12 protein-coding genes are annotated in these 14,688 nt (G+C 56.1%); 6 read left to right on the top strand and 6 right to left on the bottom strand.

What is annotated here, in order from left to right:
- Positions 1-13: 13 nt before the first annotated feature.
- Both M2406_RS13310 and M2406_RS13305 read left to right on the top strand, forming a co-directional pair.
- A complete protein-coding gene (locus M2406_RS13310) occupies positions 14-1,015 on the top strand; it encodes a LacI family DNA-binding transcriptional regulator (protein ID WP_017894213.1) in 1,002 nt (333 codons plus the stop codon).
- A 22-nt stretch (positions 1,016-1,037) separates the two neighbouring features.
- On the top strand, positions 1,038-2,021 hold the full coding sequence (locus M2406_RS13305) for a nucleoside hydrolase (RefSeq protein ID WP_012147161.1): 984 nt from the start codon (positions 1,038-1,040) through the stop codon (positions 2,019-2,021).
- A 55-nt stretch (positions 2,022-2,076) separates the two neighbouring features.
- Here M2406_RS13305 and malM read toward each other — a convergent pair whose 3' ends face one another.
- The 4 genes from malM to M2406_RS13285 form a co-directional block, all read right to left on the bottom strand.
- The gene (malM, locus tag M2406_RS13300) at positions 2,077-2,985 is read right to left on the bottom strand and encodes a maltose operon protein MalM (protein WP_115183639.1); all 909 of its coding nucleotides are present in this window, start codon (positions 2,983-2,985) and stop codon (positions 2,077-2,079) included.
- Between the two features lie 95 nt (positions 2,986-3,080).
- Positions 3,081-4,385: a maltoporin gene (locus tag M2406_RS13295; protein WP_012147163.1), complete on the bottom strand. Its 1,305-nt coding sequence runs from the start codon at positions 4,383-4,385 to the stop codon at positions 3,081-3,083.
- Between the two features lie 29 nt (positions 4,386-4,414).
- Positions 4,415-5,524, bottom strand: coding sequence for a maltose/maltodextrin ABC transporter ATP-binding protein MalK (gene malK, locus M2406_RS13290; RefSeq protein ID WP_012147164.1), 1,110 nt, complete (start codon positions 5,522-5,524; stop codon positions 4,415-4,417).
- Positions 5,517-6,488, bottom strand: a complete 972-nt coding sequence (locus M2406_RS13285) for an alpha-amylase family glycosyl hydrolase (protein ID WP_259190312.1) — start codon at positions 6,486-6,488, stop codon at positions 5,517-5,519. The genes malK and M2406_RS13285 overlap by 8 nt, the downstream gene beginning before the upstream one ends.
- A gap of 359 nt (positions 6,489-6,847) precedes the next feature.
- On the opposite strand from M2406_RS13285, the gene malE reads away from it, so the two are divergent.
- The 3 genes from malE to malG all read left to right on the top strand — a co-directional run bounded on the left by malE (position 6,848) and on the right by malG (position 10,584).
- The gene (malE, locus tag M2406_RS13280; protein ID WP_012147166.1) at positions 6,848-8,041 is read left to right on the top strand and encodes a maltose/maltodextrin ABC transporter substrate-binding protein MalE; all 1,194 of its coding nucleotides are present in this window, start codon (positions 6,848-6,850) and stop codon (positions 8,039-8,041) included.
- A 63-nt stretch (positions 8,042-8,104) separates the two neighbouring features.
- On the top strand, positions 8,105-9,682 hold the full coding sequence (malF, locus tag M2406_RS13275; protein ID WP_259190311.1) for a maltose ABC transporter permease MalF: 1,578 nt from the start codon (positions 8,105-8,107) through the stop codon (positions 9,680-9,682).
- A gap of 11 nt (positions 9,683-9,693) precedes the next feature.
- Positions 9,694-10,584: a maltose ABC transporter permease MalG gene (gene malG, locus M2406_RS13270; RefSeq protein ID WP_012147168.1), complete on the top strand. Its 891-nt coding sequence runs from the start codon at positions 9,694-9,696 to the stop codon at positions 10,582-10,584.
- A 293-nt stretch (positions 10,585-10,877) separates the two neighbouring features.
- Here the strand turns inward: malG and psiE are convergent, their stop codons facing one another.
- The gene (psiE, locus tag M2406_RS13265) at positions 10,878-11,285 is read right to left on the bottom strand and encodes a phosphate-starvation-inducible protein PsiE (protein WP_012147169.1); all 408 of its coding nucleotides are present in this window, start codon (positions 11,283-11,285) and stop codon (positions 10,878-10,880) included.
- Positions 11,286-11,506: 221 nt separating this feature from the next.
- Between psiE and M2406_RS13260 the strand changes: the two genes are divergently transcribed.
- The gene (locus M2406_RS13260; protein WP_012147170.1) at positions 11,507-12,940 is read left to right on the top strand and encodes a capsule assembly Wzi family protein; all 1,434 of its coding nucleotides are present in this window, start codon (positions 11,507-11,509) and stop codon (positions 12,938-12,940) included.
- A gap of 62 nt (positions 12,941-13,002) precedes the next feature.
- On the opposite strand, the gene pgi is transcribed toward M2406_RS13260, so the two are convergent.
- Positions 13,003-14,649: a glucose-6-phosphate isomerase gene (gene pgi / locus M2406_RS13255; protein WP_017894221.1), complete on the bottom strand. Its 1,647-nt coding sequence runs from the start codon at positions 14,647-14,649 to the stop codon at positions 13,003-13,005.
- Between the last annotated feature and the right edge of the window lie 39 nt (positions 14,650-14,688).

Below are 14,688 nucleotides of genomic sequence, written 5' to 3'. Positions count from 1 at the left end.
ACAGGAATCCAACTTGGATAATCAATCCGCGCGGCGTATCACCCGCGCCGACGTCGCCCGCGTAGCGGGCACCTCGGTCGCGGTAGTCAGCTATGTGATCAATAACGGTCCGCGCCCGGTGGCAGAAGCTACCCGTCTGCGGGTGCTGGCGGCGATCGAGCAAACCGGTTACCGGCCGAACGACATCGCCCGGGCGCTGGCTTCGGGCAATACTCTGACTTATGGATTAGTGGTTCCCGATATTTCCAACCCGTTTTTTGCCACAATGGCACGGGCACTGCAGCGTGAAGCCTTCAACCATGGCCGCGTGCTGCTGTTAGGGGACGCCGGCGACGACCGGCAGCACGAGCACGATCTGATTAACCACCTGCTGCGCCGTCAGGTTGACGGGCTGCTGTATACCAGCGTCGATCGCCATCCCTGGTTTGATCTGATCCGCAATTCCGGCACCCCCTGCGTGATGATAGATACCATCGACAGCCATGCCGGTATCAGCGCCATCCGCGTTAATGAACGCGACGCCGCCTGCCAGGCCACACGCCATCTGTTGCAGCACGGCTATCGGGAGCTCGGCATTTTTGTTGGCCCGCTGACCATGCTCAACGCACAAGATCGCCTTAACGGCTGGCGTGACGCGCTGATTGAGGCGGGTATTACGCCGCGTGAAGAATGGATTTTTGAAGCCCCCTATACCCGACAGGGCGGCTATCAGGCCAGCCAGAAAATGCTGCAAGGCCCCCGCCCACGCGCCATCTTCACCTCCAACGAACAACAGGCACTCGGCTGTCTGTCAGCGCTGGCGGAACATCAACTGCGCGTGCCGGACGATCTGGCTATCATTTGCTTTAACGGCACCCAACAATCCGAATTCAGCGTGCCGCCGCTCAGCGCGGTCGAACAACCGATCGACGCCATGGCCAGGCAGGCCATCGCCATGTTGGCCACCGGTACCGCGCAGCCAGAACTGCACGAATTCGCCTTCCAGCTGCATATCCGCCGATCGTGCGGCTGCTAGTTTATTGATTCAGGTAACTGCTATGCGTTTGATTATTGATTGCGATCCCGGCAACGGCATTCCCGGCGCCAACGTTGACGACGGGCTGGCCCTGGCGCTGGCGCTGGCAGCCAAACCTCAGCTCTCACTGGAGCTTATCAGCATCGTGGCCGGCAATACGCCGCGCGACGTCGGTTTTGCCGTGGCCAGCCATTTGTTGCAGCAAACCGGTTATCAGGTGCCGGTGGTGGCTGGCGCAACGCGAGCATTGAGCGAAGCGCCAGAACCCTGGCGCACCCATCTGGATCGGGCGATTACCGATCCGCAGCTAGCCACCCTGTGGCGTAATACGCCTTATCCCCAAGCCGCCACAATACCCACCCCCAACGCCGCCGTAGCGATCGGCGAGTTGATCTGCAATCACCCCGGCGAGATAACCCTGGCAGCAATCGGCCCACTGACCAACGTCGCCCATGCCTTGCAGTTGTACCCGCAGATGGCACAGGCGGTGAAGGAAATCGTGATTATGGGGGGGGTGTTCAACGTCGAGGGTTACATCAAGGACACCAATTTCGGCCTGGATCCGGAAGCGGCCAGGCAGGTGTTGACCAGCGGTGCCAATATCACGCTCGCCCCGCTGGATGTCACCACGCAAACCATGCTGACTCAGGCCGATCTTGCCCAAATGACCCAGCCGGATACGCCGCTGTGCCGCTACCTGCGAACCACCACTCAGCCCTGGATCGACTACTCTCGCCATACCCGCCATCTGCCGGGCTGCTGGATCCATGATGCACTGGTGATTGCCTGGCTGCTGGAACCGCAGTTGGTCACCACGGAGGAATATTTTGTCGACGTGGCGCTGGAAGGAGCCATAACGCGCGGCAGCTCCCGTCGCTGGCGACCGGAAAGTCTGCGCCTGACGGTCGGCATGCCGGAAGCCGAAGGTCGACCGGTGCGGATAATGCAGCAGGTGGACAATGCGCGCCTGCTGGCGTTGATCGGTGAAACACTGGCCGACGAATGAAAAAAGGTGCGCCGGGGCGCACCAATCATCAAGCCAGCATCGGCAGCGTCGGGTACTACCCCTTGCCTTTCACGCTGCCAATAAACGTTTCACGCGCTGTGGTAGAACCCAGTTTTTCAGCCTCATTCATCAGTTTCAGCGCTTTATCGATATCCCCCGCCTTCACTGCCTGTTTGATGCCGTTGTTAAAGTAACTTTCGGTGTCATTCAACATCGGTTCCGCCGGTTTGGTTGGAGCCGGTGCCGGAGTCGGTGCTGCAGCAACCGCCGCGGTTGATCCCACTACCACTGGTGCCGCCGCCGGTGCCGGTTGCAGCATGCCAATCATGATATTGCCACTGCCCTGCTCGGCCGTAACTTTCAGTTTGATGGTGCCGCTGGTGCTGTGGCTGGCGATCGGATCCGGAATATCCGGTACCGCGTTACCCACGCCCTGCGCATAAGCCTTCGCCGGGTTAGTCAATTGGGTGGTTTTCGCCAGATCCTGACGGGTGGTGTACACCAGCAAATAAATCTGCTTTTGGCCCAGTGCCGGCGTCAGTTTCAGCGTGCCCTCAAGGCGATCGGATGACATCGCACCCGGTGGCTGATAAGGGAAATAGCTGCTCGGGTAATAGGCCGCCGGACGCAGGTGTTCATCCAGCACCAAGACGCTCGGCGCGTAAATTGAGTTGTTCTTGCTGATGCTGCTCAGTGTGACTTCCAGCGAACCGCGATCGGCCGGCAGCGTATAGGCGGCGATAGCGCCCTGAATATCACCCTGATTAATTTGCGGGCTGACATTATCCAGTTTCACATCCTGGCTGACCGGTGGCACCAGCGGTTGCCATGGCAGGCTTTGCAGCGTGCTGGAACTAATAGCCGGAGCGATGGATACATTGGCCGGCGTATCGGCATTGGCCACCAGTGGCGCACCAACGGTAAGAGCCAGTGACAGGCATAGAGACAGCAGATTCTTTTTCATTGTTATACCCCAAGGTAACCGACGCGGCTCAGGCAAGAGAGACGATGTCGGCGAATACAGGTTGGGGAGAGCACCTGGCTCTCCCCGTTATCTCATTACCACCAGATTTCCATCTGGGCGCCGAAGGTGACTTCATCGTCATTGCCACGGCTGAAGGTGTGCATGCTGGTGTCGTTATACGCGGTGCCGGCTTTCAGACCTGGATTGCCCTCTGCGTCGCTGGAAGTCGCGTAGCCCCATTTCTCATCCCACTTGGCGTAGGTCGCAAATACGCGGATAGCCGGACGTGACCAGATACTGTTGCCCGCCTGCCACTGTTGCGCCAGGGTGACCTTGTACTGGCCGTTGCGATCGCCAGTGCGCTGGGATTTCACGTTGTCGTAACCGGCTTCCAGCAGGGTGCTCATGATAGGCGTCCATTTGTACATTGGGCGCACGCCCACGGTGTACCAGGTGCTGCCGTTGTTGTTGTCGCGATCGATGTCCTGGAACATGGCGACATACATCATCGCCCATTGATCGTTGAAGTCGATTGCACCGTGATCCAGCACGCGGATCATCTTGCCGTTGTTGTCGATGGTTGACCCCTGGTTACGGCCGTTGTTCTGCGAGGTCATCGAATCTGTGGCGTATTGCAGCACGAACTTGTTGTAGCCGGTCAGGATGCTCTGGGTATGTTCCGCAGTCACCAACCAACCGTCTTTGCTGGCGCCATCGGCCAGGCTGTAGCCGTCCTGCGCGTTAGCCCGACCGTAGTCCAGACCCAGCTCCAGGGTACCGCCCGGGTTCAATTCCAGACCGGCCAGACGCACGTCGAAGGTGTCATTGACGGTCGGACGTTGGTCCAGTTCATTATCCAGATAACCGTAAGAACCGCCGGATTCGGAGTTACGGGTCACGGCAGCAGACAGCTTGCCGAAGCCCAGATCGATATTTTCCAGACCGGCACCCGGACCTGAGATATCCCAGTAGTAGAAGTCAATCATGTGAACATCATGACGCTGATAGAAGCGCTTACCGGCCCACATATTGGCCCCCGGCAGCCATTCGATCAGGTTTTTACCCTGCACGTTCACTTCACGGAAGCCTGGCGTCACGTCTTCCCAGTCGGAACGTTGTGAAACCGAGTAAGCCAGGTTGGTATCGAAGTAGAAGCTTTTGTCGCCCTCTTTCCACACTTCCTGACCCAGCTTCAGTTCGGCGTAGGTTTCACATTCGTTACCGAGACGGTATTTGCTGTCGGCGCCGGTGGCCTTGAAGCACTGTTGCTCACCGCCACTGCCGGTCCAGCCGATGCCGGAACGGGCATAGCCTTTAAAATCAACGGCCATGGCCTGAGTGGTGAGAACACCAGCGGCGATTGCCAGTGCCAGAGGAAGTTTGCGCAGAGTAGTCATCATTATTCTCCTGTTATACAGACTGTGATGCTTTAAACGCCCGGCTCCTGGTGCAGCCGTTTACATGCCGTACCGTCTTCACGGAACAGATGGCAGCGGTGAGGCGGCAGGCCAATGGCGAATGTTGCACCTTCTTCTACCAGCACCACGTCGTTCTGGCGGTAAACCAGGTTTTGACGAATTGCCGGGATTTGGATGTGGATTTGCGTCTCGTTGCCGAGTTGCTCCACCACCTGTACGTCACCGGTCAGCCGAACTTCAGAGGCATCACCAGGCAACAGATGCTCCGGGCGAATGCCCAGTGACATGTTCGAGCCGGCCTGCACCTGCGTGCCTTCCACCGGTAACCACACCAGTTGACTGTTAGGCAGTTCGACCTGGACCTGTTGAGGCTCTACGGCGGTCACTTTGACCGGCAGGAAGTTCATTTTCGGCGAGCCGATAAAGCCGGCGACAAAGCGGTTGGCTGGATAGTGGTACAGCTCCAACGGCTTACCGATCTGGGCGACGCGCCCGGCATCCAGCACCACGATCTTGTCGGCCAGCGTCATCGCTTCGACCTGATCGTGGGTGACGTAAATCATGGTGCGCTGCAGACGCTTGTGCAGACGGGAGATCTCAATGCGCATCTGTACCCGTAGCGCGGCGTCGAGGTTGGACAGCGGCTCATCGAGCAGGAACACGTCCGGCTCTGCCACCAGCGTACGGCCGATAGCCACCCGCTGACGCTGCCCGCCGGACAGCGCTTTTGGCCGTCGGTCGAGCAGGTGAGCCAGTTGCAGCACTTCCGATACCTGATTGACCCGCTGATTGATTTCCGCTTTTTTAGCCCCGGCCAGCTTCAGGCCGAACGACATGTTGTCGGCCACCGACAGGTGCGGATACAGCGCGTAAGACTGGAATACCATGCCGATGCCGCGCTCGGACGGCGGCACCTCATTCATACGTTTATCGCCGATCATCAGCTCACCGGAGGTTATGTCCTCCAGCCCGGCGATCATGCGCAGCAGCGTCGATTTGCCGCAGCCCGATGGCCCGACAAACACCACAAACTCACCGTCATTGATCGTCAGATTGACGTCTTTGGAAATCACCGTTTCGCCGAAAGCCTTATAAACGCTGCGCAATGTGACGCTAGCCATGCGTTACTCCCCTGCTTTCGCAGTTAACATTTCGTGTAAAAATGGCGGACGCAAAACCCGCCAAAACCCATTGATGACCCTCTTGCTGTGCACCGTGCTGCCAAGCCAGTGGCAAGGTCGCCTCAGACGGTGCGGCCGCCTGAGTATAAGGCTGCAGGTTAATCAGCGCTTCAAGGCATTGATCCTGATGGGTAATAAGTAATCTAACGACACCATTACTCTGGCTGACCGCGCTCAGTTCCCCCTGCTGGATCACCGCTAAACGGCGCAGCGCCAGCAAGGACTGGCAGTAACGCAAGGTGGATTGGTTGTCATACTGCTGGCGACTGATGGCCAGCGCGCGATGTTCAATCGCCACCTGCTGATACCAGTGGATCTCACCGGCGGTCACTTGCTCAGGGGCTTCATGCCATGGCATCGGCGTTTGCGCGCCGAGCGGATCCTGCAGACCAGCGGCGTGCGGCAAGCCCAGCTCTTCCCCCTGATACAGGCAAATGGGTGCGGGCAGCATCGCCAACAGCGTCAAAAAGGCATCGGCGGAGCGCAAGTTACCCTGCCCCCAGTGGCTGACCACCCGAGGCTGGTCAGCATCACCGGTGCTCCACAGGCTTTCTGCCAACGTGGTGCGGCGAGCACTCAAAACCTCAACCAGCCTCTCCACGCTAAAGGGCACCACTTCCAGCGCCAGTGGGCTGCGCAAATATTGTTGCAGTGCCGCGGCGCGACGAATGTGGTTTGGCCCGTCGCAGTACCACAGGGCCAACCCCTGGGCAACGACCGCCGCTTCCTCCTGGGCCGCCAACGCCTGCGGCAACACCAGGCCGTCAATCGACAGCGTGCTCAGGTAGGGCAAGGCCGCAATCATGCCGTGGGTGTCGCCCACTCCATCCCCGTTTCCATCACGGAAACTGACCGGATGGATCCGATACAGGGTGGGTTGAGTGGCGGTAGGCATTGGCGACATAAATCCGGTTCCCTGCTGCTCGTGGCGATAAAAATCAATGTGGCCGATAGTGCGGTAAACCCCACAAAGGGTAATCATCCGTAACAGAATTTTTCATGGGGGAGGAGATGGGAGGATGAGGGAACGACCGCGGCGATGAGAAGTTCCACGCTTAAGACAAATCTGTGATCTGCCTGGCAAAAATCGTCCCCCTATTTTGTGTCTGACGCCACAGAATAGAGAGCAATGTTAACTGGATCACACTACTCAGGCATGGGGCGTAGAGGGGGGGAGGATGAGAATGTGTCGCTTTGTGACCCACTATTACCGCGAAACCTCTCTCCTTGATTAACGTGCCCATAAAAAAGAAGGATTGGATTATGACTCGCAGCTTTACCACCGCCCGCACACTGGTGCTTTCGGCTCTGACCACGTTGGTGCTTTCTTCTTCCGCCTTCGCCAAGATCGAGGAAGGGAAACTGGTTATCTGGATCAACGGCGATAAGGGCTATAACGGCCTGGCCGAGGTCGGCAAAAAATTTGAGAAAGACACCGGTATCAAAGTCACCATCGAGCACCCGGATAAGCTGGAAGAGAAATACCCACAGGTTGCCGCCACCGGCGACGGCCCGGATATTATCTTCTGGGCCCATGACCGCTTTGGCGGCTACGCGCAGTCGGGCCTGCTGGCCGAAATCCATCCTTCCAAAGCCTTCCAGGACAAACTGTTCCCATTCACCTGGGACGCGGTGCGCTACGACGGCAAGCTGATCGGCTACCCGATCGCGGTGGAAGCGCTGTCGCTGATTTATAACAAAGACCTGATCAAACAGGCGCCAAAAACCTGGGAAGAGATCCCGGCGCTGGACAAAGAGCTGCGCGCCAAAGGCAAGAGCGCCATCATGTGGAACCTGCAAGAACCCTACTTCACCTGGCCGATTATCGCTGCCGACGGCGGTTATGCCTTCAAGTATGAGAACGGCAAGTACAACATCAAGGACGTAGGCGTGGCCAATACCGGTTCACAGGCAGGCCTGCAGTTCATCGTCGATCTGGTGAAAAACAAACACATCAACGCCGATACCGATTACTCGATTGCCGAAGCCGCGTTCAATAAAGGCCAGACCGCGATGACCATCAATGGCCCATGGGCCTGGTCAAACATCGAACAAAGCAAAATCAACTACGGCGTGACCCTGCTGCCAACCTTTAAAGGCAAGCCTTCCAAACCTTTCGTCGGCGTACTGACCGCAGGGATCAACGCAGCCAGCCCGAACAAAGAACTGGCGACCGAATTCCTGGAAAACTACCTGCTGACCAACGAAGGGCTGGCGGACGTCAACAAGGACAAACCGCTGGGCGCTGTAGCGCTGAAGTCCTATCAGGAACAACTGGCGAAAGATCCGAAGATTGCCGCCACCATGGAGAACTCACAGAACGGCGAAATCATGCCGAATATCCCGCAGATGAGCGCCTTCTGGTATGCCGAGCGCAGTGCGGTGATCAACGCCGTCAGCGGCCGCCAGACGGTGAAAGCCGCGCTGGATGACGTACAAACCCGTATCACCAAGTAACACACTATGTTGTGCGGGGTGCAGACAGGCACCCCGCTGTGGCTTCACAGAAAGGAACGCCCTATGCAATTAGCTCACGCCGGTTCACCTGCGCGCAAAAAGTCGAAGTGGTGGCAGAGTGACATACTGAAATGGCTGGTTATCGGCCTGTTCAGCCTGGTTACCTGCTATCTGATTGTGTTGATGTATGCACAGGGTGAATACCTGTTTGCCATTCTGACGCTGATTCTGGTCAGCGCCGGGCTTTACGTCTTCGCTAACCGCCGCGCTTATGCCTGGCGCTACGTTTATCCTGGCATCGCCGGCATGGGGCTGTTTGTCCTGTTTCCGCTGATTTGCACTATCGCCATCGCCTTTACCAACTACAGCAGCACCAATCAGCTCACCTTTGAGCGCGCCCAGTCGGTGCTGATGCAACGTCAATTCCAGACCGGCAAGACCTTTACCTTCGGCCTGTATCCGGCGGAAAACCAACGCTGGCATCTGCAGTTAACCCACCCGGACAACGGCCAGCAGCTGATTTCCCAGCCTTTCAGCTTTGATGCCAACGCACCGCAAACGCTAAAACTGGTCGAAGAAAGCGCCGAACCGGCAGGCGAGCGCGCCACGCTGCGGGTGATCACTCAAAATCGTCAGGCACTGAGCCAACTGGTGGCACAATTACCGGACGGCGGTGAGCTGCGCATGAGTTCCCTGCGCCAGTTTTCCGGTGCCAGCCCGCTTTACGCACTGGATAAGGACAGCAATGCGCTGACCGACCAACAGACCCATATTCAATACCGGCCGAACCCGGAGATTGGCTTTTATCAGGCGGTGAATGCCGACGGTAACTGGGCAAAAGAAACGCTAAGTCCGGGCTATACCGTCACCATTGGCGGAAAAAACTTCCTGCGTGTGTTGCAGGACGAAGGTATCAAGAAGCCGTTCGTGTCGATCTTCATCTGGACCATCGTGTTCTCGGTGATGACCGTGATCCTCACCGTGGCGGTAGGCATGGTGCTGGCCTGCGTGGTGCAGTGGGAAGCGCTGAAAGGCAAAGCAATCTATCGCGTGATGCTGATACTGCCCTACGCGGTGCCGTCGTTTATTTCGATTCTGATTTTCAAGGGGTTGTTCAACCAAAGCTTCGGTGAAATCAACATGATGCTCAGCCATCTGTTCGGTATCAAACCGGCCTGGTTCAGCGACCCTGTCACCGCCAAAAGCATGATTTTGATCGTCAATACCTGGCTGGGTTATCCGTACATGATGATCCTGTGCATGGGGCTGCTGAAGGCGATCCCGGACGACCTTTACGAGGCTTCGGCGATGGACGGCGCCACCCCGATGCAGAACTTTTTCCGCATCACTCTGCCGCTGCTGATTAAACCGCTGACGCCGCTGATGATCGCCAGTTTCGCCTTCAACTTTAATAACTTCGTGCTGATCCAACTGTTGACCAACGGCGGGCCGGACATGATCGGTACCACCACGCCGGCCGGTTATACCGACCTGCTGGTCAGCTACACCTACCGCATCGCCTTCGAAGGCGGCGGCGGACAGGACTTCGGGCTGGCGGCGGCAATTGCCACGCTGATCTTCCTGCTGGTGGGCGCCCTGGCGATCCTGAATCTGAAAGCCAGCAAGATGAACTTCGACTAGGGAGAAAAATAATGGCTATGGTCCAACCCAAATCCCAGCGTCTGCGCCTGTGGATAACCCATGCACTGATGCTGTGCTTTATCGCCCTGATCATGTTCCCGCTGCTGATGGTCGTCACTATCTCGCTGCGCTCTGGCAACTTCGCCACCGGCAGCCTGATACCGGAACAAATTTCCTGGGATCACTGGCGGTTGGCACTCGGCATGAGCGTGACGCACGCCGATGGCAGCGTCACACCACCGCCGTTCCCGGTCCTGCTGTGGCTGTGGAACTCGATCAAGATCGCGGTGATCACCGCCATCGGCATCGTCACGCTGTCTACCACCTGTGCCTATGCCTTTGCCCGCATGCGTTTTCGCGGTAAAAGCACCCTGCTGAAAAGCATGCTGATTTTCCAGATGTTCCCGGCGGTACTGTCGCTGGTGGCGCTGTACGCCCTGTTCGATCGTCTGGGCCAATACATTCCGTTTATCGGTTTGAACACCCACGGCGGTGTGATCTTCGCCTATATGGGCGGCATCGCGCTGCACGTCTGGACCATCAAGGGCTATTTCGAAACCATCGATAATTCGCTGGAAGAAGCGGCGGCACTGGACGGGGCCAGCCCGTGGCAAGCCTTCCGCCTAGTGCTGCTGCCGCTGTCGGTGCCGATTCTGGCGGTGGTGTTTATTCTGTCGTTCATCGCCGCCATCACCGAGGTGCCGGTGGCCTCACTGCTGTTGCGCGACGTCAACAGCTATACGCTGGCGGTTGGGATGCAGCAATATCTGAACCCGCAGAACTATTTGTGGGGCGACTTTGCCGCTGCGGCGGTGCTGTCAGCGATTCCGATTACCGCCGTCTTCCTGCTGGCGCAGCGCTGGCTGGTCGGTGGCCTGACGGCCGGTGGGGTGAAAGGTTAGTTTTGTGCCACTGCAATACGCTTGATGTACTTCAGTTCTTTCCGATCAATACCTGTGTCTTCGGCGGCCCCTGCGGGCCGCCATTTTTATTTATACCCTATGAATTTCAAGTTGCAGCTAGGCGCCCAGATCACTCATCCCCAGGCGCTTACTTGAGTAAGTAACTGGGGTGACAAATCTGCCGGGAGCAGATTTGAACGCTGCTTGCAGCGGCCCCAAAGGGGTGTGGCCCATGGACGGGCCACATAACTGAGTGCAGGTAACAACGCTGCAGCTTGAAAGGCAACGGGTATTTACTCTCTTTTTAAACGGTCGGTGTTAGCCAGATAAAGCGTCACCACCAGCAACAATATCGCGGCAGAATAAATTAACGTATCTATTGGGTTTTCATGATCCACTATGATCAAACGAATAATCGCGGTGATGCCGATATAAATAAAGTAGCGCAGCGGGAAGTGATAACCCGATTCAAAATACTTCACAATCAAGGCGATAAACTCAAAGTAGAGGAAGTAAATCACAATCCCTTCAATCAGCAAATAGGACGTCGATTCCTCGTTGTTTACAAATAAGACTTTCGCCAAATGAATGGTTTCTTTCACCAAAAAGACGATCAGGATCGCCGCCAGCAGCAACAGCCCCACGTTCAACACCCGTTGCAACCCTTTGGCGATCATCACCGAACGAGAGGTTTTTGCCATAAATATTCCCCATAAATACCACTGTAGTTATTCACGCATCCTAACATAGGCATTATCTTAAAAATTAACATCTGCGCAGGGCCTAAAAAAAATAAATACTATTCAACCAGTTACAATTTAATGTTTCATATGGATATATTTGTAGCAAATTGAAATGTCCACTATGATGGGTCATAGATCTTTACATAAAACAAACAACTTGAATTAACAAGGGAATATTTATGCGCGCTAAACTTAACGGACTGGTCGCCGCAGGCCTGTTTACCTGTGCATTGAGCGGCCATGCCAGCGGATTGGTAACCCCTGATAATGACCTGCGTAATGACCTCGCCTGGCTGTCCGACCGTGGCGTCATCAACGTCAGCCTGTCCACCTGGCCACTAAGCCAGGAAGAAATCAGTTCCGTAATTTCACAGGCCAAACCGGTAACCAATACCGAGAAAAACGTTCTCGACCGCGTTCAACGCCGCGTCGGTGACTTAAAAGCCAATATTCGCGTCAGCGGCTACGCTGCCACCGACAAACCGGGCACGCCACAGGGCTTCGGCCAGAACCAATATGCTGACCAAAGCCTGACTATCGGTGCCGGTGCCAACGGCGAGTTCTGGGACGTGCGCGTTCAGGGTTCGGTCGAGGGCGATCAGCGCGTCAGCGACGGCTCCAAATTCAACCTGAACGGCTCCTATGGTGCAGTGAAAATCTGGAACCAATGGTTGTCCTTTGGCGAGGTTTCCCAATGGTGGGGACCGGGCTATGACGGCAGCCTGATTCGTTCCGACGCCGCACGCCCGGTTGCCGGTTTTATGCTGCAACGTGCCGATCAATCACCGTTTGAAACCCCTTGGCTGTCGTGGATTGGCCGTTGGCAGTACCAACTGACCGCCGGCCAGCTGTCACAGTACACTTCCGTACCCGATACCAAATTGATTGGTGGCCGTCTGACTATGATGCCAACCAACTTCCTCGAGCTGGGCGCTTCGCGCATCATGATGTGGGGGGGAGATGGCCGCCCGCATTCCTGGAGTTCATTCTGGGACGGGGTTATTGGTAAAGACAACACCGGTGATATAAAAAATGATCCCGGTAACCAACTGGGCGGATTCGACTTCAAAATGAAGCTGCAACCGTTAATCGGCCTACCTGTTAGTTTTTACGGACAAATAATTGGTGAAGATGAAGCTGGCATGCTGCCTTCACACAATGGGTACTTGCTTGGGCTAGAAGGTCATCCTGAATGGGGTCCAACAACTATCAACTGGCACATTGAAGGGGCTGACTCTCGTTCAAATGGCAAAAATGATTACATCATGTATAACCATTATGTTTATAAAGGTGGTTACTACCAACAAGGCTACCCACTAGGGCATCCGATGGGGGCAAATGGTCAAATGCTTTCCGGTCGCGTAGAGATGGTGCTAGATGACGGGCAACGCTGGAGCACCCGTTTGGTATACGCAAAAGTTAATCCTAAAAGTCAGAATGTTAACCAGGCCTTCCCGAAATCTGACACGCTGAAAGGCATTCAGCTCGGCTGGGGTTACACCCTTCCTTCCCAGGTCAAATTCGATACCAGCCTGTGGTACACCGATAACAACGCCAGCACCGCCGATGACGTGGGCGCAGGCATCAGTTTCGAAGTGCCAATCGATCTGTAATCGTTCAGATGTAAAAAAACCCGCCGCGGCGGGTTTTTTATTGGCATCAATTCAGGCGGTAATTAACGCCATTCTTTAAAGCGGTTGATCAGCGCATTGGTTGAACTGTCATGGCTGCTGACCGCTTCGTCACCCGCCAGTTCCGGCAGGATGCGGTTTGCCAGCTGCTTGCCCAGCTCCACGCCCCATTGGTCGAAGGTGAAGATGTTCAGGATCGCGCCCTGGGTGAAGATCTTGTGTTCATACAGGGCAATCAGGCTGCCCAGGCTAAACGGGGTGATCTCACGCAGCAGGATGGAGTTGGTCGGGCGGTTGCCTTCAAACACCTTGAACGGCGCCACGTGCTTGACCTCTTCCGGCGTTTTACCCTGTGCGGCAAACTCGGCCTCTACCACTTCCAGCGATTTACCGAACGCCAGCGCTTCGGTCTGTGCGAAGAAGTTCGACAGCAGTTTGGCGTGGTGGTCGCTCAGCGGGTTGTGGCTGATGGCCGGTGCGATAAAGTCGCAAGGCACCAGTTTGGTCCCCTGATGGATCAACTGGTAAAACGCGTGCTGACCGTTGGTGCCTGGCTCGCCCCAGATGATTGGGCCGGTCTGGTAATCCACCGGGTTGCCGTTGCGATCGACATACTTACCGTTGGATTCCATGTTGCCCTGCTGGAAATAAGCAGCAAAACGATGCATGTACTGGTCGTAAGGCAGGATAGCTTCGGTTTCTGCACCGAAGAAATTGTTGTACCAGATGCCGATCAGCGCCAGCAGCACCGGCAGGTTTTTCTCTGCCGGAGTTTGTGCGAAGTGTTGGTCCATCGCATGCGCGCCACTCAGCAGTTGTTCGAAGTTATCAAAGCCCAGCGACAAAGCAATCGACAGGCCAATCGCCGACCACAGGGAATAACGACCTCCGACCCAGTCCCAAAATTCGAACATGTTGGCGGTATCAATACCGAACTCGCCCACCGCCTTGCCGTTGGTGGACAACGCAGCAAAGTGTTTCGCCACGTGTTTTTGGTCACCGGCAGTGCTCAGGAACCAGTCGCGCGCGCTGTGGGCGTTGGTCATGGTTTCCTGAGTAGTGAAGGTTTTGGACGCCACCAGGAACAGGGTGGTTTCCGGGTTCAGTGGCTGCAGCGTTTCGGCGATATGGGTGCCGTCAACGTTGGAGACAAAATGCATATTCAGGTGGTTTTTGTAAGGGCGCAGCGCCTCGGTCGCCATATAAGGGCCGAGATCAGAACCGCCGATACCGATGTTCACCACGTCGGTAATGGCTTTGCCGGTGTAACCTTTCCAGTCACCGCCAATCACGCGGTCGCAGAACTGTTTCATTTTGGCCAGCACCGCGTTCACTTCCGGCATCACGTCTTTGCCGTCCACGATAATTGGGGTATTGCTGCGGTTGCGCAGGGCAACGTGCAGCACCGCACGGTCTTCGGTACGGTTGATTTTCTCACCGGCAAACATGGATTTGATCGCGCTTTGCAGATCGGTTTCTTTCGCCAGTGCCTGCAGCTTCTCCAGGGTCTCCGCGCTAATGCGGTTTTTAGAGTAGTCCACCAGCATCTGATCGTTGAAGGTGGCAGAGAACTTGGAGAAACGCTCTTTGTCCTGAGCAAACAGATCGCTGATCTGTACATCTTTCATCTGTTCGAAATGTTGCTGCAGGGCTTGCCAAGCAGCGGTTTGACTAGGATTGATATTTTTCATAGCAACACTCTTAGGCTTGAGAATAAAGATGACGTGGTT

Origin of the sequence: Serratia sp. BIGb0163 (genome assembly GCF_024809935.1) — a bacterium.
In the GTDB taxonomy this organism is placed as follows: Bacteria; Pseudomonadota; Gammaproteobacteria; order Enterobacterales; family Enterobacteriaceae; genus Serratia; species Serratia quinivorans.
This window is presented reverse-complemented; position numbering and strand designations above follow the sequence as displayed.